The organism is Shinella sp. AETb1-6 (genome assembly GCF_009826875.1).
Taxonomy (GTDB): Bacteria; Pseudomonadota; Alphaproteobacteria; order Rhizobiales; family Rhizobiaceae; genus Shinella; species Shinella sumterensis.
Map to the genome: position 1 here is coordinate 20,351 of NZ_WUMM01000005.1, position 16,196 is coordinate 36,546.

The window sequence follows — 16,196 nt, forward strand, 5'->3', positions numbered from 1 at the left end:
GGTTGCATGCAAATCCATGTCCGCCGGCGGTGCCTTGCCCGCCGGGTAGGCTTGTTCGTCCGAATTCATCCTGGAGAGGGTGCAAAATGAACATCTCCCGTTTCTTCGTGGATCGCCCGGTCTTTGCCGGGGTTCTATCGATCCTCATCGTGGTCGCAGGCCTGATCGGCATGCGCGCCCTGCCGATTTCCGAGTATCCGGAAGTCGTTCCGCCATCGATCGTGGTGCGCGCCGTCTATCCGGGCGCAAACCCCGTCGTCATCGCCGAAACCGTCGCCACGCCGCTTGAAGAGCAGATCAACGGTGTGGAGGACATGCTGTACATGAACAGCCAGGCGACGTCGGATGGCGTGCTGACGCTGACGGTCACCTTCAAGCTCGGCACCGATCCCGACAAGGCCCAGCAGCTCGTCCAGAACCGCGTTTCGCAGGCCGAGCCGCGCCTGCCCGCGGAGGTCCGGTCGCTCGGCGTGACCACGGTCAAGAGCTCGCCCGACTTCATCATGGTGGTGAACCTCGTCTCGACGACCGACCGCTATGATGTGACCTATCTGCGCAACTACGCCACGCTGAACATCAAGGACCGGCTCGCGCGCATCGAGGGCGTCGGGCAGGTGCAGGTCTTCGGCGCCGGCGACTATGCGATGCGCGTGTGGATCGATCCGCAGAAGGCCGCCGAGCATGCGCTGGCTGCGAGCGATATCAGCAACGCCATCCGCGAACAGAATGTGCAGGCGGCCGCCGGCATCATCGGCGCTTCCCCGACGCCAAATGACGTCAACCTCCAGCTCAACGTCAATGCCCAGGGCCGCCTGCGCACCCCGGAGGAATTCGGCAACATCATCGTCAAGGCCGGGCCTGAGGGACAGATCACCCGCCTGAGGGATGTCGCGCGCGTCGAACTCGGTGCCGCCGACTATACGTTGCGCTCGCTGCTCGACGGGCAGCCGGCCGTCGCCGTCGCCGTGCTTCAGGCGCCGGGGTCCAACGCCATCGAAATCGCCGACAGCGTGCGTGCCACGATGGACCAGCTCCAGCTCGCCATGCCCGACGGTGTGAAGTACGAGATCGTCTACGACACGACGGAATTCGTGCGCGCCTCCATCGACAAGGTCGTGGATACGCTGCTGGAGGCCATCGCGCTCGTCGTGCTCGTCGTCATTCTCTTCCTCCAGACCTGGCGCGCCTCGATCATCCCGCTGCTCGCCGTACCCGTCTCGATCATCGGCACCTTCGCCGTCATGTATGCCTTCGGTTTTTCGGTGAACGCGCTGACGCTGTTCGGCCTGGTTCTCGCGATCGGCATCGTGGTGGACGACGCGATCGTCGTCGTCGAGAATGTCGAGCGCAACATCGAAAACGGCCTGAGCCCGCGCGACGCCACCTACCGGGCGATGCGCGAGGTATCCGGCCCGATCATCGCGATTGCGCTGGTGCTCGTTGCCGTCTTCGTGCCGCTGGCGTTCATCAGCGGCCTGTCCGGCCAGTTCTACCGCCAGTTCGCGCTCACCATTGCCATCTCCACGGTCATCTCGGCCATCAACTCGCTGACGCTGTCACCCGCTCTTGCCGCGCTGCTCCTGAAGGATCACCATGCGCCCAAGGATTGGCTGACCCGTGTGATGGACGGCCTGTTCGGCTGGTTCTTCCGTGGCTTCAACCGGGCATTCGGTGCGGCCGGCAACGGCTATGGCCGCGGCGTCGGCGCGCTGGTGAACCGCAAGTCACTGGTCATGCTGGTCTATCTCGCGCTTGTCGGCGCGACCTACACCGTGTTCAACGCCGTGCCCGGCGGCTTCGTGCCGGCGCAGGACAAGCAGTATCTCGTCGGCTTCGCCCAGTTGCCCGACGGCGCGACGCTCGACCGCACGGAAGACGTCATCAAGAGAATGAGCGCGATTGCGCTGGAGCAGCCGGGCGTGGCGCATGCCATCGCCTTCCCGGGCCTGTCGATCAACGGCTTCACCATCGGCTCGAACTCCGGCATCGTGTTTGCGGTTCTCGATGATTTCGACAAGCGCAAGACGCCGGATCTTTCCGGCGGCGCCATCGCCATGCAGCTGAACCAGAAATTCGCCGGCATCCAGGACGCCTTCATCGCCATGTTCCCGCCGCCGCCGGTCAACGGTCTCGGCACGACGGGCGGCTTCAAGCTGCAGATCGAGGACCGCGCAGGTCTCGGCTATGCGGCCCTGAACGAAGCGACGCAGGCCTTCCTCGGCAAGGCATACCAGACGCCGGAACTGGCGGGCCTGTTCTCCAGCTTCCAGATCAACGTGCCGCAGCTCTATGCCGATCTCGACCGGGCCAAGGCCCAGCAGCTCGGCGTGCGGGTGACGGATGTGTTCGAGACGCTGCAGATCTATCTCGGCTCGCTCTATGTCAACGACTTCAACGCCTTCGGCCGGACCTACAGCGTACGTGTACAGGCGGATTCCGCCTTTCGCGCCAAGCCGGAAGATATCGGCCAGTTGAAGGTGCGGTCGCAGTCGGGCGAGATGATCCCGCTGTCGGCCCTCCTGAAGGTGGACGCGACGACGGGGCCCGAACGCACGACGCGGTACAACGGCTTCCTCGCCGCCGACATCAACGGCGGACCCGCACCGGGCTTCTCCTCCGGCCAGGCGCAGGCTGCCATCGAGAAGATCGCGGCGGAAACGCTTCCCGCGGGCATCGACTTCGAATGGACGGACCTGACCTACCAGCAGATCCTGGCCGGCAATTCGAGCATTGTCGTCTTCCCGCTGGCGCTGCTGCTCGTTTATCTCGTGCTCGCAGCGCAGTATGAGAGCCTGACATTGCCGATCGCCATCATCATGATCGTGCCGATGGGCGTACTCGCGGCGCTTGCCGGGGTCTGGTACACGGGCGGCGACAACAACGTCTTCACCCAGATCGGCCTTGTCGTGCTGGTGGGGCTATCGGCGAAGAACGCCATCCTCATCGTGGAATTCGCCCGCGAGCTGGAATTCGAGGGCCGAACCCCGGTGCAGGCGGCCATCGAGGCGAGCCGCCTTCGCCTTCGCCCGATCCTCATGACGTCCATGGCCTTCATCATGGGTGTCGTGCCGCTGGTCCTGTCGACCGGCGCGGGCGCGGAGATGCGCGCCGCCATGGGCCTTGCCGTGTTCTGCGGCATGATCGGCGTCACCTTCTTCGGCATCTTCATGACGCCGGTCTTCTACGTGCTGCTGCGCCGGATCGCGGGCAATCGCCCGCTTGTCCAGCACGGACGATCGACCATGTCCGGGGACGAACCGGAAGGAACGCCCGCGGTCCAGCACTGAGCGCAAACGAAAAGGCCGGGTTCATCCCGGCCTTTTTGCGTCCGCCTCAGTCGATCGGAACGTAGGGCAGCACCTCGATCGCGCCGCGATAGATCATGTCGAGCGAGACATAGAGGATGATGGCCAGGCCGACATAGGCGATCCAGCGGTGCTTGTTGAGCAGGCGGGCGATGAAGTTGGCGGCAATGCCCATCAGCGCGATGGAGAGCGCAAGGCCGACGATCAGAACGCTTGGATGTTCACGGGCCGCACCCGCGACGGCCAGCACATTGTCCAGCGACATCGAGACATCCGCAACGACGATCTGCGTCGCCGCCTGAAAGAACGTCTTCTTCGGCGCGCCTTCGGCCGGCAGGCCTTCGGCATCCGTGTGGCCGCTGCGCAGTTCGCGCCACATCTTCCAGCAGACCCACAGGAGAAGAAGCCCGCCGGCCAGAAGCAGGCCGATGATGGCCAGAAGATGCACCGCCACGGTGGCGAAGATGATGCGCAGCACCGTCGCTGCGATGATGCCGACGAGAATGGCCTTCTTGCGCTGGGCGGGATCAAGCCCCGCCGCCGCCAGACCGATCACCACGGCGTTGTCCCCCGCCAGCACGAGATCGATTGCAATCACCTGCAAAAGCGCCGTCAGCCCGGCAGCCGTCAGAATTTCCATGCGTCATACCTCAAATGTCGCGGTTCGCCACCGGGCCATCCCTGCCCGGGCAAGACGGATCAGTGCGCCCCGGACCGGCATTTTGCAAGATGGTCGTGGCCGCGACATGCAGATTGCCGTTCATCGGCAAAACGCTCCGTTGTCGCGCAGCCCGCATTTGACTATCTATCGTCCTCCGACGCTTTGTCGGTCACGGCAGGAATTTGCGAGGATACGGCTATGGACATGATCTTTTCACCCGTGCTGACGGTGTGCGGCATCGATGAACTGCCCGGGCAGCGCGACCGTGCCGTCACCCATGTCCTGTCCATCGTCGACCCCGATCTGCCGGAGCTTGAAGCTTTTGCGAGCTATGCGCAGCATCATCGCACGACGCTGCGCTTCCACGACATCATATCCGCGATACCCGACCGGGTGATGCCACACCCCGATCACGTCGCGGCTGTGCTCGCTTTCGGCAGCGATTTCCTCGCCCGGCAGGAACAGGATGCGCAGAGCCACCTCCTCGTTCATTGCCATATGGGCATATCGCGCTCCACGGCCGCCATGCTGACCCTGATGGCGCAAGCGAACCCGGATGAGGAAGCGGAGGACCTGTTCCGGCGGCTCGTCGAGATCCGGCCGCAGGCCTGGCCGAATTCGCAGATGATCAGCTTTGCCGACGAGCAGCTCGGCCGTGGCGGCGATCTGACAGCCGCCCTGCGCCGTCACTACGGAAGGCAGCTTCGCGTCCAGCCGAAATATACGGAATGGATGACCATGCTCGGCCGGGAGGCAGAGTTGCGCATGGCGCTCACGGACTGATCATCTCGCCATGAGTCGAGGCGATCCCGCTTCGGCCGGAAATGCCTCAGCGCCGGCCCCGTGGGCGCGTGGCCAGCACATTGCGGATCGAGAAGCTGGAATGAATGCGCTGAACACCGGGCAGCGCAGACAGGATTTCCTTGTGAATGCGCTCGAAGTCGCCGGCATTGGCCACCTCGACGCGCAGGAGATAGTCCGAACCACCCGTCATCAGGAAACATTCGCGGATTTCCGGGTGGCGGCGCACCGCTGCCTCGAAGCGATCCAGATGATCCTCCGTCTGGCGCTCCAGCGTGATATTGATGATGACGGCGATGGTCGCCTCGGCGTTTCCGGTATCGACAAGCGCCGTGTAGCCCCTGATGACGCCGGCCTTTTCCATCAGCCGGATGCGCCGCAGGCAGGCGGAGGGCGACAGCCCGACCTCGGCAGCGAGTGCCGCGTTGCTCATGCGGGCATCGAGCCGGAGAAGCCGCAGGATATTGCGATCGATCGTATCAAGAGCGGCCATGGCAGATTGTTCCGAAAAGTCACCGTTCCTTCCAACAATCATGCACGCACGCAACATTCAAGCGCAGATCGACCGGAAATTCTGCGATCGTTTCACTAGGCTTCGAAAAAAGCTCGGGGGACGGGTATGGACGGCATGACATCACGAGACATCAGCGCGGAGATCGACGGCGCCTCCGGCTATCTCACCATCGATCTGGCCGCGCTTGCCCGCAATTACGCGCGGCTTGCGGGCGACGTCGCCCCGGCGCGCGCGGCGGCGGTGGTCAAGGCCGATGCATATGGGCTCGGCGCCGACCGGGTCGCGCCGCGGCTCTATGCGGAAGGCTGCCGCCACTTCTTCGTCGCCCAGTTCGTCGAGGCGTTGCGGCTGCGTCCTCTGCTGGCAGATGATGCGCGCATCTTCGTCCTGAACGGCCTCTTGCCCGGCAATGAAAGCGCCTGCGCGCGCCACGGCATCGTGCCTGTCATCAACTCGCTCGAGCAGTGGCGGCGATGGGCTGACGCGGCGAAGGCTGCGGGCCGCATCCTTCCCGCCGTCCTCCAGTTCGACACCGGCATGTCGCGCCTCGGCGTGCCGCCGGAGGAGCGCGAAGCGCTCGCGGCTCTGGTGAAAGCCGAAGCGGGGATCGCCGTGCTGTTCGTGATGAGCCATCTTGCCAGCGCCGACGACGCCGAGAGCGCGCAGAATGCCAGCCAGCTTGCCGAGATGCAGGCCGCCGCCGCCGCCTTCCCGCAATTCGACCTGTGCTTTGCCAATTCCGGCGGCATCTTCCTGGGCCAGCCCTATCACGGCGTGCTCGCCCGCCCCGGTATCGCGCTTTACGGCGGTGCGCCCGTTTCCGGCCGGGCGAACCCGATGGAGCCCGTCGTCAGCCTCGACATATCGGTGGTGCAGACCCGCACGGTGCAGGCCGGCGCGCGCGTCGGCTACAGCGGCACCCATGTCGTGACGGGCGAGACGCGTCTTGCCACCATCGCCGCCGGTTATGCGGATGGCCTGCCGCGCAGTCTCTCGGGCCGCGGCGCCGTCTATTGCGACGGGATCCGGCTGCCCATCGTGGGGCGCGTCTCGATGGACAGCATCACCATCGACATCTCCGCACTGCCGCAGGGCCGCCTCACACTCGGCAGCCGTGTCGAACTGCTCGGCCCCAACCAGACGCTGGAGGGTGTGGCCCGCGACGCCGGCACCATTTCCTACGAGATCCTGACCGGTCTCGGAAACCGCTACCAGCGCATCTATCGCTGACACCGTCTCTTTCCTTCGAGGGCATCATGAAAGTCATCGTTCTCGGCGCCGGCATCGTCGGTGTCACATCCGCCTACCAGCTTGCGCGCGCCGGTCACGACGTGACGGTCGTCGACCGCCAGCCCGGCCCGGCGCTCGAGACCAGTTTCGCCAATGCCGGCGAGGTCTCCTTCGGCTACTGCTCGCCCTGGGCCGCGCCGGGCATCCCGATGAAGGCGATGAAATGGCTGTTCATGCAGCATGCACCGCTTATCCTGCGCCCCAAGGTCGACATGGCCATGCTGTCCTGGATGGCGCAGATGCTGCGCAACTGCACGTCCGCTCGCTACGCGCTCAACAAGAGCCGCATGCTGCGCCTTGCCGATTACAGCCGCGTCGCGCTTGCCGCACTGCGCGAGGAGACGGGCATCTCCTATGACGAGCGCATGCAGGGCACGCTGCAGCTCTTCCGCACGCAAGCCCAGCTCGACGCGTCGGCGAAGGACGTCAAGGCGCTCGCTGCCGATGGCATTCCCTATGAGGTGCTCGACTCCGCAGGCTGCATCCGCGTCGAGCCGGCGCTCGGGCACGTCCGCGAAAAGATCGTGGGCGGACTGCTGACACCGAAGGACGAGACCGGTGACTGCTTCAAGTTCGCCAATGCTCTTGCTGCCAAGGCCGCCGCACTCGGCGTTCGCTTCAACTATGGCAGCATCATCCGCGGGCTCGATGTGGAGGCGGGACGCGTGACCGGCGTCGTTACCGCGCATGGCCGCATCGAGGCCGATGCGGTTGTCGTGGCGCTCGGCAGCTTCTCTCCCCTGCTCGTGCGCCCGCACGGCATCCGCCTGCCGGTCTATCCGGTCAAGGGCTATTCGCTGACCATCCCGATCACCGACGAGACGCGCGCGCCGGCCTCAACCGTAATGGACGAGACCTACAAGATCGCCATCACGCGGCTCGGCGACCGCATCCGTGTGGGCGGCATGGCGGAAATCTCCGGCTATACCAACGATCTCGGTGAGCCGCGCCGCCTGACGCTGCAGCATTCCGTCACCGATCTCTTCCCCGGCGGAGACGTTTCCAAGGCGAGCTTCTGGTCGGGTTTGCGCCCGATGACCCCCGATGGCACGCCCGTCATCGGCCCGACGAAGGTCGCTGGCCTCTACCTCAACACGGGCCACGGCACGCTCGGATGGACGATGAGCTCCGGCTCGGCCCGTGTGATCGCCGATCTCGTCTCCGGCAAAAAGCCGGAGATCGACGCCACCGACCTCGCCGTCGCGCGCTACGCCTGACGGTGCCGACGCCGCCATCACACTTTCCGGCGCGGGTGGCGGCGTCGATCCACGAACCCAAGATGAACCGCATACGCGCGCTGCCCGCCATGACGGCGGGCGGATCGAGGCGAGTGATGCTGGCGACGCGCGTTCTTGCGGTGTAAGCATGCGGGATGCAGGGCTCGATCTACATATTCGTGAAGCGAAAGCTGATTAGCCATGGCGTTGATCGGACGCCGGACGGGCGGGTTGCGATTGAGAACAAACACCTCTTTTTGGGCTTCGTTCGTCTTGAGCGCGCGGTCAGGATTGCCGATTTCGACGCCGTGCAACGCGCCGTAAAGACAATAGACGGGCGCGCAAACGCGCTGGGCAAGCGGCACCTCATCGTGTTCGCGTACATGTATCTTTATTTCTCCGACGCAACTCCGAAGAAGACCCTTGCGGACGTCAAGGCAGACGATGGGGGCGTCGTAAGGACGGTCGAGTACCGACGCGCTGTCACACCCGAAGAACGGCTGATCGGCGATTGGGCCCAGCTGTGCTTTGCGCGGTATGGGGATAGCCTTCTTCGCGCCGTTTACGCCTCGGCGGTGTGAAGACGGGCAGGGGCCGTGATCGTCTGAACCACGCTCATCGAATGCCAATCCGAACCCGGCGCCTTTTCAAGAGCCGGGCTCGGAAGCTGGATATCGTTTGTTGTTTCAGCCGACCTGAACCAGCATCTTGCGAGAGACGGTGACCAGCGAGGCGCCGAGCAGCGCGGCGAGTGCCGAGAAGAGAAACACGCCGGCAGGGCCTTGCAGTTCGACGATCAGGCCGCCGAGGATCGCCCCCGTCGAGATGGCGATCTGGAAGGTCGTCAGGGTTGCCGCACCAGCGCCTTCCGCCTCGTCACCGGCAGCACGGCTGATGAAGGACTGGACGCTGACCGGCAGGGCGCCGAATGCGAAACCCCAGGCCGCCGTAGCGACGGCAGCGATGACCGGTGATACGCCGAACAAGGCAAGTATCAGCGCTGTCACCGCGACGCCGCTTGCCGCAAGCGTGATCGACAGACGTGTGCTGCGCTCGGCGATGAAGCCGCCGGCAATGTTGCCGAAGAAGCCGCCAATGCCGAAGGCAAGCAGGATGGCGGTGATCATTTCGACGCCGAAGTGCGGCACGAGTTCGAGGTAGGGGCGGATGTAGGTGAAGCCGGCAAAGTGTCCGGTAACGACCAGCAGGATGGTGGCAAGCCCGAGCCGCACGGCGGGCCGCCTGATGACGCGCAGGATCGTGCCGAGGCTCGTCGTCCCCTTCGGCGGCAGCGGCGGCACGGTCAGCAACTGCGCGATGAAGGTAACGACCCCGACCGCGGCTGCCAGAAGAAAGGCATACCGCCAGCCGAGGGTGGCGCCGATCCAGGCGCCGAGCGGTGCCGCGCAGACGGTGGCCAGCGATACGCCGGACATCACGATCGCCATGGCGCGCGGCATCAGCCGGTCGGGCACGAGCCGCATGGCGAGTGCCAGTGACATGGCCCAGAAGCCGCCGAGTGCGATCCCCAGCAGGACGCGCGCGACCAGCAGGACAAACAGGCTGGAGGCAAAGCCTGCGATCAGGCTCGATATGACGAGCAGGCCGGTCAGCGCCAGCAGAACGGTGCGCCTGTCGAAGCGCCCCGTGCCGATGACGATCGCCGGTCCCGCAAATGCGCCGACGACGGCCGTCGTGGTGACGGATTGTCCGGCCGCACCGATGCTGACACCGAGGTCCGCCGACATCGGCGTCAGAAGGCTCGCCGGCAGGAATTCCGCCGTCACCAGGCCGAAGACGCCAAGCGACAGGGACAGCACGGCTCCCCAACGGGCCGCCCGCTCGTCACCGCTCGTGTGCGAGGGCGTTGATACAAAATCCATTTTTCCATCTCCAATGAAGGTGGCAAAAAGGTAGGCGTGACGGATCGGAGTTTCTATGCTAAGAAATCCATAAAACTATGCCGTTTCTCCAAATTGCGGAGTGTGCCTTGAGTGATGCCTTGAGCGAAATTTTGCGCGGCCTGCGCCTGGACGGTGTGGAATACGGCCGATGCCAGCCTTCGGCGCCTTGGGCAACGGCCTATCCGTCGCAGGAACCTGCCCGGTTTCATTTTCTTGCCGCTGGCTCCGCCTATCTCCAGACACCGGATGGCGAGTGGATGGAACTTGCAGCCGGCGATGCGGTCCTGTTGCCGAAGGGCGATGCCCATGTGCTGGCCAGCAAGCCGGGCGTTCCGCCGGTCCCTGTCAACGACCTGCCGAAACGCCAGCTTTGCGACGGCATCATCGATCTGCAATGTCCGTGCAGCGACAAGAACAATCTCCTGTTCTTTGCCGTCATGCGCTTCAATGTGGACCGGATGCATCCGCTCCTGCAGCTTATGCCTTCGGTCATGCGCACCAGCGACCTCTCGTCGAGCGAGCCGTCCATCCCACCGCTTCTCGACGCCATGATGCGAGAGGTTGAGATGAACCGCGTCGGCTCCGGCGGCATTCTGGCGCGGTTGGCCGACGTGTTGACGGCAACGATCATCCGCACCTGGGTCGAACATGGCTGCGGCACAGCGACGGGTTGGCTGGCCGCGGTGCGCAATCCGGACATCGGCCGTGTCCTTGCCGCCATCCATCTGGAGCCGGCTCGCGGCTGGACGATTGCCGAGCTGGCAAAACTCATGGGTGCGTCGCGCTCCGGCTTTGCCCAGCGTTTCGTCGATGTGGTGGGCGAGACGCCGGCGCGTTACATCGCAAGCATGCGCATGCATCAGGCGCATCAATGGCTGAAGGAGGGGCAGCGCGTCGCCTCCGTCGCCAATCGTCTGGGTTACGATTCCGAGGCCTCCTTCAGCCGCGCCTTCCGCAAGATGATGGGAGCGCCACCCAGCCATTATCGCAGCAAGCCTGCCATGGGCGATGCCGTCCTGCGCTGAAACCACGTCTGGCGCGGCGGCTCCGTAGGACGTCTTCAGCTCCCTGCAAAAGGCATAGACTGAACCACGGAATCCTGCCTTCGGTACGGCGTTCCTACAGACCCAGCGCGATGCCGTCCTTGCGCGATTCCGAGCCGCCGATCAGCGTGCCGTTCTCCCAATCGATGCGGATTGCCTGTGCCCCGCCGATCGGTCCTTCGGCCGGAACGAGCGAGAAGCCGCGTCGTTCGAGTTCGCTTGCGGTGGCCGCCGGCAGCGTGTGTTCGGCTTCAACGAGCGTGCCTTCGGACTTTGGAATGAGACGCGGAAGGTCGATCGCCTCCTGCAGGTCCATGCCATAGTCGAAGACCTTGGAGATGAGATGGGCGTGGCCCATCGCCTGATAGTAGCCGCCCATGACGCCGAAGGGCATTTCCACCCGGCCGCCGCGCGTGACCATGCCGGGGATGATGGTGTGCAGCGGCCTCTTGCCAGGCGCCACCACATTGGGATGGCCTGGCTTCAGGGAGAAACTCTGACCACGATTGTGCAGCACCACACCGGACCGCGGCGCGACAAGGCCGGTGCCGAAGCTGTCGAAGACCGAGTTGATGAAGCTGACGGCATTGCGGTCGCGGTCCACCACGGAAATATAGACCGTGTCACGGTGCAGTGGCATGTCGAAGGCCGGCAGGTCCGTCATCGCGCGCTTCAGGTCGATCATGCCGGCGAGCCGGTCGGCGAGGGCGTCCGACAGCAGCTCCTCGACAGGCACGTGCGCTTTCTCCGGGTCCGCAATCCAGGCGTCGCGCGCCGCATAGGCAAGCCGTGTCGCCTCGATTTCCAGATGGAGCCTGTCGGGCGACTGCGGATCGCCCTTGGCGTCGAAGCGCGAGAGGACGTTGAGGATCAGCAGCGCGATGATGCCCTGGCCGTTCGGCGGGCATTCGTGGATGGTATGGCCTCGAAAATCCGTTGTGACGGGCGTCACATAGTCGCCCTGCGCAGCGGCGAAATCCTCCAGCGTGTGCAGCCCGCCGAGAGAACGCAGATAGGACACGATGTCTTCCGCAACCGCCCCCGTGTAGAAACCGTCACGCCCCTCGGCCGCGATGCGCTTCAACGTCGCGGCAAGTTCCGGCTGATGGTGTACCTCGCCGATCCCGGGTGCTCGCCCCTTCGGCAGAAAGATGCGCGCCGCGGTCGGCTCCGAGGAGAGCAGTTCCTCCTCCAGCAGCCAGTCGTGATGAACCCGCGGGCTGATCGCATAGCCTTCCTCGGCAAAGCGGATGGCCGGCGCCAGGACGTCGGCGAAGGGCATGCGGCCGTGATCGACATGCAGCCTCGTCCATGCATCGATGGCGCCTGGAACGGTCACCGCCGAGGGCGAGTGCCGCGGCACTTCGGCAAGTCCGCGTTCGGTGAACCAGTCGAGCGTCAACGCCGCTGGCGTGCGGCCGGAGCCGTTATAGGCGACGACCTTGTCGGAGCCGCCGGCTGCGTATAGCACGAAGCAATCGCCGCCGATGCCGGTCGAGCCCGGCTCGACGACGCATTGCACGGCAGATGCCGCAATCGCCGCATCCATCGCATTGCCCCCGGCCGCCAGGATCTGCAGCGCGACGAGCGTTGCGGAGGGGTGCGATGTCGCCGCCATCGCATGGCGGGCGACGGCAACCGAGCGTGTCGGCTTCTCGAAGTTGCGCATTCTTACGTTATCTCCTCGTTGGCAGGGGCGTCGCGTTTCACCTTGCCGGATGTTTCACCACCTTCGTACATGTAGACGCACGACGCTCAGCGCCGGACGGGACTTGCAAATTCGGCCAGCAAGGGCGCCGTGCCGAGAATGTGCTCCTGCATGATCTGATCTGCATGAACCGCATCGCCCGTCGCCAAGGCACGGATCAAGCGCTCATGTTCCTCGCGCGCCGACAGCGGCTTGTCGACATAGTCGAACCAGAAGCGCATATAGGGCTCGATCACGACATGCAGCGCGTTGATCTTTCGGATCAGGTTTGGCCGACCGCTTAGCGTGTAGATGAGTGCATGGAACTCCTGGTGCCGGACGACCCAGTCGCTGCTGCCCGTCTGGCCGGCGCGTTCCATGCGATCCAAAAGCCGTTCCAGATCGAGAAAGGCGTCGGCGTCCATTTTCGGCACTGCCAGACGCACCGCCAAGCCCTCGAGAACGGACCTGATTTCGAACGTCTCGTAGATCTCGTCGAGCGTCAGACCCGTGACAATGCATCCACGGTTCGGGCGAAGCGTCACTAGCCCTTCCGCAGCCAGGCGTCGGAAAGCTTCGCGCACGGGCATGCGGCTCATGCCAATCTCAGCCGCGATTTCCTCGGGTATCAGGCGATCACCGGGCTTGTAGCGGCAAAGCCTGAGGCCCCTCTGGAGGTAGAGATAAGCTTCTTCTTCGGCTGTGGACGGGCTCTGCTCTAAAGAGGCGCTCAGGAAGGTCATGGAAACACATCATGGATTTTTGTATCCACTTATCCAATCACCGCACCGAAATGTCGTCAAGATGGTCGCGTGGAAGCTTGGCGATTCATCCCGCCGGTAACGCCGCCGTAGGGCGTCGACGCGGATCACGCGGGGGTTTACATGCGCGCCGTTCGCCGGAAGCTCCCTTCCAGCGGGAAGCGAATGTCGGAAATTGCTGCCCAAGCGCCGTCGCGGTCAGCCCCACACCCGCCGGATTGCGTCCAATGCGGCCGATATCGCGGGGTCTTTCGTGCGGGCCTCCAGGCAAAGGAAGCTCAGTTTCGTCGAGATTCTGACGTTTTCAGCGATCACGAGGCCATGGGATTGTTGTTCATGAAGGGCAATCGATTCTCGACAAAGGCTCAAACCGATCCCGGTCCGCACCATGGCAACCATCGATGCCTCCTGGTCGACTTCGGCGACGATGTTTTGCCGAAGGCCGAGATTGGTGAACAGGCGCGTCAGTAAGCGGCTGTGCACGGAAGCTTGCGGCGTTCCGATCCAGGGGAGGGATGCCAGTTGCGTCCAGTCAGCCTCCCTTACGAAGCCGGCAAGGGATGGTGGCGCGACGACGCGATAGGTCAGTTGAGCCAGTTCGCGTGCGTGAAACAAGGATGCAGCACCCTCTGCCGACATGTCTGATGATGGGTCGTGATCTCTGGGATCGCCAAGATAGAAACCGGCGTCCAGCTCGTTCCGCCGCAAGCCTTCCGCCACATCTCCGCTCATGCCATGCCGTAGCGTCGTCTCGATACCCGGTCCGCTCTCGATCAGCGCGTTCAGAAACGCACCCAGGCGGGTAAATTCCGGGTCGATGATCGTGCCGATCCTGAGCTTTCCGCGCACACGGGTCGCCAAATGTCCGGCCGTCTGCCCGAAGTCCGTGAGTGCCGCGAGGACCTGCTCCGCCTTGGCGGCAAGCAGGGCGCCTTCCTGCGTCATTTCCAATCCGGTCGACGTCCGCCGGAACAAGGTGAGCCCGGTCTCCCTAGCGAGGCGTTTCAACTGCAGCGTCACGGCAGGCTGGGTGACGTACAGTTCCTCGGCGGCGCGCGTGACGTTTCCGGCCCGTGCGACGGTCACGAATGCCCTCAATGTTTTCAGATCGACGGTATGAAGCATATTAGTTTTACTTATAATGCATCATGTGATTTGTCATTGGATTTTCGTTTCATTTCTCCGCAATTTCCTGATGTGGAAACGAGGAGACGGCTGAAATGATTGAAGGTGCCAGCGAATATTGTGTCCATAGGCCGGTCCGCCGGAACGGGCGGGTGGCCCGATGACACGCGCACCGTCCCCGCCGTCCGATCATGCGTTCGATTATATCATCGTCGGCGGCGGCTCCGCCGGCTGCCTGCTTGCCAACCGCCTCAGCCGCGATCCCGCGCTGCGCGTTCTGCTGTTGGAAGCCGGCCGCAAGGACGACTATCCGTGGATCCACATCCCGGTCGGCTATCTCTATTGCATCGGCAATCCGCGGACCGACTGGCTTTATAAAACCGAGCCGGATGCCGGCCTGAACGGGCGATCGCTGCGCTATCCGCGTGGCAAGACGCTCGGTGGCTGCTCCTCGATCAACGGCATGATCTATATGCGCGGTCAGGCACGCGACTTCGACGGTTGGGCGGCGATGACGGGTGATGATGCCTGGTCCTGGCAGAATTGCCTGCCCGATTTCAAGGCGCATGAAGACCATTACCGGCTGGACAAAGGCGCGGACCCGAAGACTGGCGACAACAGCCGTTTTTCCGACATGCACGGCCATGGTGGCGAATGGCGGATCGAGAAGCAGCGGCTCAAATGGGATATCCTGGAATCTTTCGCCGAGGCCGCAGTCGAGGCGGGCATTCCACGCTCGGACGATTTCAACAGCGGCGACAATGAAGGCGTCGGCTATTTCGAGGTCAACCAGCGCTCCGGGTGGCGCTGGAACACGTCGAAAGCTTTCCTGCGCCCGGCGCGCAACCGTCCGAACCTGACGATCTGGACACAAGCCCATGTCGAACGGCTGGTCCTTGAGACCGGGGCATCCGGCGGCACGCGATGCGCCGGTGCCGTGGTCCAGCGCCAGGGGCAGCGCGTGGAGGTCCGGGCGCGCCGGGAAGTCATTCTTTCCGCCGGCGCGATCGGCTCGCCGCAAATCCTGCAACTGTCGGGTATCGGTCCGGCCGGGCTACTGAAGCGTCATGGCGTCCCGGTTGTGCACGATCTGCCGGGTGTCGGAGAAAACCTTCAGGACCATCTGCAGATCCGCGCGGTCTTCAAGGTCGGCAATGCCAGGACGCTCAACACTCTCGCCAACAGCCTTTTCGGCAAAGCGATGATCGGGCTCGAATATGCGTTGAAGCGCAGCGGTCCCATGAGTATGTCTCCCTCGCAGCTCGGCGCCTTCACGCGGTCGGACGACAGCCAGGCCCACGCCAACCTGGAATATCACGTCCAGCCGCTCAGCCTCGACGCCTTCGGCGAGCCTTTGCACGACGTACCCGCCTTCACCGCGAGTGTGTGCAATCTCAACCCGACCAGCGTCGGAAGCGTGCGCATTCGTTCCGACAGGGCGTCGGATGCCCCGGCCATTGCGCCGAACTATCTCAGCACGGAAGACGATCGCAAAATTGCCGCCGAGAGCCTGCGGCAGGTGCGCAAGATCGTGTCGCAGCCGGCGCTCGCGAAATATAAGCCGCAGGAATGGAAGCCCGGCGTGCAGTTCCAGAGCGACGAGGAACTGGCGCGCCTCGCGGGCGATATCGCCAACACCATTTTCCATCCCGTCGGAACGACGAAGATGGGCAGCGACGACGATCCGATGGCGGTGGTGGACAGCCGGCTGAAAGTGCGCGGTATCGAGGGCCTGCGGGTCGTCGATGCAGGCATCATGCCGAAGATCACCAGCGGCAATACCAACGCGCCGACGCTGATGATCGCCGAAAAGGCGGCCGGCTGGATCGTCGCGGATGCACGCGCGTAGAAACAGCCGAGGACCGCTATGACATCGATCCCGCGATTC

Annotated in this window: 13 protein-coding genes; 7 read left to right on the plus strand and 6 right to left on the minus strand. The window is 64.0% G+C overall.

The features are described from left to right. Positions 1 to 86: 86 nt before the first annotated feature. The gene (locus GR158_RS10050) at positions 87 to 3,287 is read left to right on the plus strand and encodes an efflux RND transporter permease subunit (RefSeq protein WP_160870980.1); all 3,201 of its coding nucleotides are present in this window, start codon (positions 87 to 89) and stop codon (positions 3,285 to 3,287) included. A 46-nt stretch (positions 3,288 to 3,333) separates the two neighbouring features. Here GR158_RS10050 and GR158_RS10055 read toward each other — a convergent pair whose 3' ends face one another. After that, on the minus strand, positions 3,334 to 3,945 hold the full coding sequence (locus GR158_RS10055) for a TerC family protein (protein ID WP_160870981.1): 612 nt from the start codon (positions 3,943 to 3,945) through the stop codon (positions 3,334 to 3,336). 219 nt (positions 3,946 to 4,164) lie between these two features. Between GR158_RS10055 and GR158_RS10060 the strand changes: the two genes are divergently transcribed. Continuing rightward, complete coding sequence (locus GR158_RS10060) at positions 4,165 to 4,749, plus strand: tyrosine phosphatase family protein (RefSeq protein WP_134650078.1); 585 nt, start codon at positions 4,165 to 4,167, stop codon at positions 4,747 to 4,749. A gap of 46 nt (positions 4,750 to 4,795) precedes the next feature. Here the strand turns inward: GR158_RS10060 and GR158_RS10065 are convergent, their stop codons facing one another. Then, a complete protein-coding gene (locus GR158_RS10065) occupies positions 4,796 to 5,260 on the minus strand; it encodes an Lrp/AsnC family transcriptional regulator (RefSeq protein ID WP_134650079.1) in 465 nt (154 codons plus the stop codon). 126 nt (positions 5,261 to 5,386) lie between these two features. Here GR158_RS10065 and alr point away from each other — a divergent pair, with 126 nt between their 5' ends. From alr to GR158_RS10080, 3 genes are all read left to right on the plus strand, one after another. Next, positions 5,387 to 6,511, plus strand: coding sequence for an alanine racemase (alr, locus tag GR158_RS10070; RefSeq protein WP_160870982.1), 1,125 nt, complete (start codon positions 5,387 to 5,389; stop codon positions 6,509 to 6,511). Positions 6,512 to 6,537: 26 nt separating this feature from the next. After that, positions 6,538 to 7,788 carry a D-amino acid dehydrogenase gene (locus tag GR158_RS10075; RefSeq protein ID WP_160870983.1) on the plus strand — a complete coding sequence of 417 codons (1,251 nt, stop codon included), beginning with the start codon at positions 6,538 to 6,540 and terminating at the stop codon, positions 7,786 to 7,788. A 155-nt stretch (positions 7,789 to 7,943) separates the two neighbouring features. After that, positions 7,944 to 8,369, plus strand: coding sequence for a hypothetical protein (locus GR158_RS10080; protein ID WP_134650082.1), 426 nt, complete (start codon positions 7,944 to 7,946; stop codon positions 8,367 to 8,369). Positions 8,370 to 8,474: 105 nt separating this feature from the next. Here the strand turns inward: GR158_RS10080 and GR158_RS10085 are convergent, their stop codons facing one another. Beyond that, positions 8,475 to 9,671, minus strand: coding sequence for an MFS transporter (locus GR158_RS10085; protein ID WP_160870984.1), 1,197 nt, complete (start codon positions 9,669 to 9,671; stop codon positions 8,475 to 8,477). 107 nt (positions 9,672 to 9,778) lie between these two features. Between GR158_RS10085 and GR158_RS10090 the strand changes: the two genes are divergently transcribed. Next, a complete protein-coding gene (locus GR158_RS10090; RefSeq protein ID WP_134650084.1) occupies positions 9,779 to 10,717 on the plus strand; it encodes an AraC family transcriptional regulator in 939 nt (312 codons plus the stop codon). A 94-nt stretch (positions 10,718 to 10,811) separates the two neighbouring features. Here GR158_RS10090 and ggt read toward each other — a convergent pair whose 3' ends face one another. From ggt to GR158_RS10105, 3 genes are all read right to left on the minus strand, one after another. Next, a complete protein-coding gene (gene ggt / locus GR158_RS10095; RefSeq protein WP_160870985.1) occupies positions 10,812 to 12,404 on the minus strand; it encodes a gamma-glutamyltransferase in 1,593 nt (530 codons plus the stop codon). Positions 12,405 to 12,490: 86 nt separating this feature from the next. Beyond that, positions 12,491 to 13,165: a GntR family transcriptional regulator gene (locus tag GR158_RS10100; protein ID WP_160870986.1), complete on the minus strand. Its 675-nt coding sequence runs from the start codon at positions 13,163 to 13,165 to the stop codon at positions 12,491 to 12,493. A 216-nt stretch (positions 13,166 to 13,381) separates the two neighbouring features. Further along, positions 13,382 to 14,308, minus strand: a complete 927-nt coding sequence (locus GR158_RS10105; RefSeq protein WP_160870987.1) for a LysR family transcriptional regulator — start codon at positions 14,306 to 14,308, stop codon at positions 13,382 to 13,384. 160 nt (positions 14,309 to 14,468) lie between these two features. On the opposite strand from GR158_RS10105, the gene GR158_RS10110 reads away from it, so the two are divergent. Further along, the gene (locus tag GR158_RS10110) at positions 14,469 to 16,157 is read left to right on the plus strand and encodes a GMC family oxidoreductase (protein WP_160870988.1); all 1,689 of its coding nucleotides are present in this window, start codon (positions 14,469 to 14,471) and stop codon (positions 16,155 to 16,157) included. The last annotated feature ends 39 nt before the right edge of the window (positions 16,158 to 16,196 follow it).

Bases quoted from the DNA above. Each gene is read 5' to 3' on its own strand.
- GR158_RS10050 (WP_160870980.1), top strand. From the start codon at position 87: ATGAACATCTCCCGTTTCTTCGTGGATCGCCCGGTCTTTGCCGGGGTT.
- GR158_RS10055 (WP_160870981.1), bottom strand. From the start codon at position 3,945: ATGGAAATTCTGACGGCTGCCGGGCTGACGGCGCTTTTGCAGGTGATT.
- GR158_RS10060 (WP_134650078.1), top strand. From the start codon at position 4,165: ATGGACATGATCTTTTCACCCGTGCTGACGGTGTGCGGCATCGATGAA.
- GR158_RS10065 (WP_134650079.1), bottom strand. From the start codon at position 5,260: ATGGCCGCTCTTGATACGATCGATCGCAATATCCTGCGGCTTCTCCGG.
- alr (WP_160870982.1), top strand. From the start codon at position 5,387: ATGGACGGCATGACATCACGAGACATCAGCGCGGAGATCGACGGCGCC.
- GR158_RS10075 (WP_160870983.1), top strand. From the start codon at position 6,538: ATGAAAGTCATCGTTCTCGGCGCCGGCATCGTCGGTGTCACATCCGCC.
- GR158_RS10080 (WP_134650082.1), top strand. From the start codon at position 7,944: ATGCAGGGCTCGATCTACATATTCGTGAAGCGAAAGCTGATTAGCCAT.
- GR158_RS10085 (WP_160870984.1), bottom strand. From the start codon at position 9,671: ATGGATTTTGTATCAACGCCCTCGCACACGAGCGGTGACGAGCGGGCG.
- ggt (WP_160870985.1), bottom strand. From the start codon at position 12,404: ATGCGCAACTTCGAGAAGCCGACACGCTCGGTTGCCGTCGCCCGCCAT.
- GR158_RS10100 (WP_160870986.1), bottom strand. From the start codon at position 13,165: ATGACCTTCCTGAGCGCCTCTTTAGAGCAGAGCCCGTCCACAGCCGAA.
- GR158_RS10105 (WP_160870987.1), bottom strand. From the start codon at position 14,308: ATGCTTCATACCGTCGATCTGAAAACATTGAGGGCATTCGTGACCGTC.
- GR158_RS10110 (WP_160870988.1), top strand. From the start codon at position 14,469: ATGACACGCGCACCGTCCCCGCCGTCCGATCATGCGTTCGATTATATC.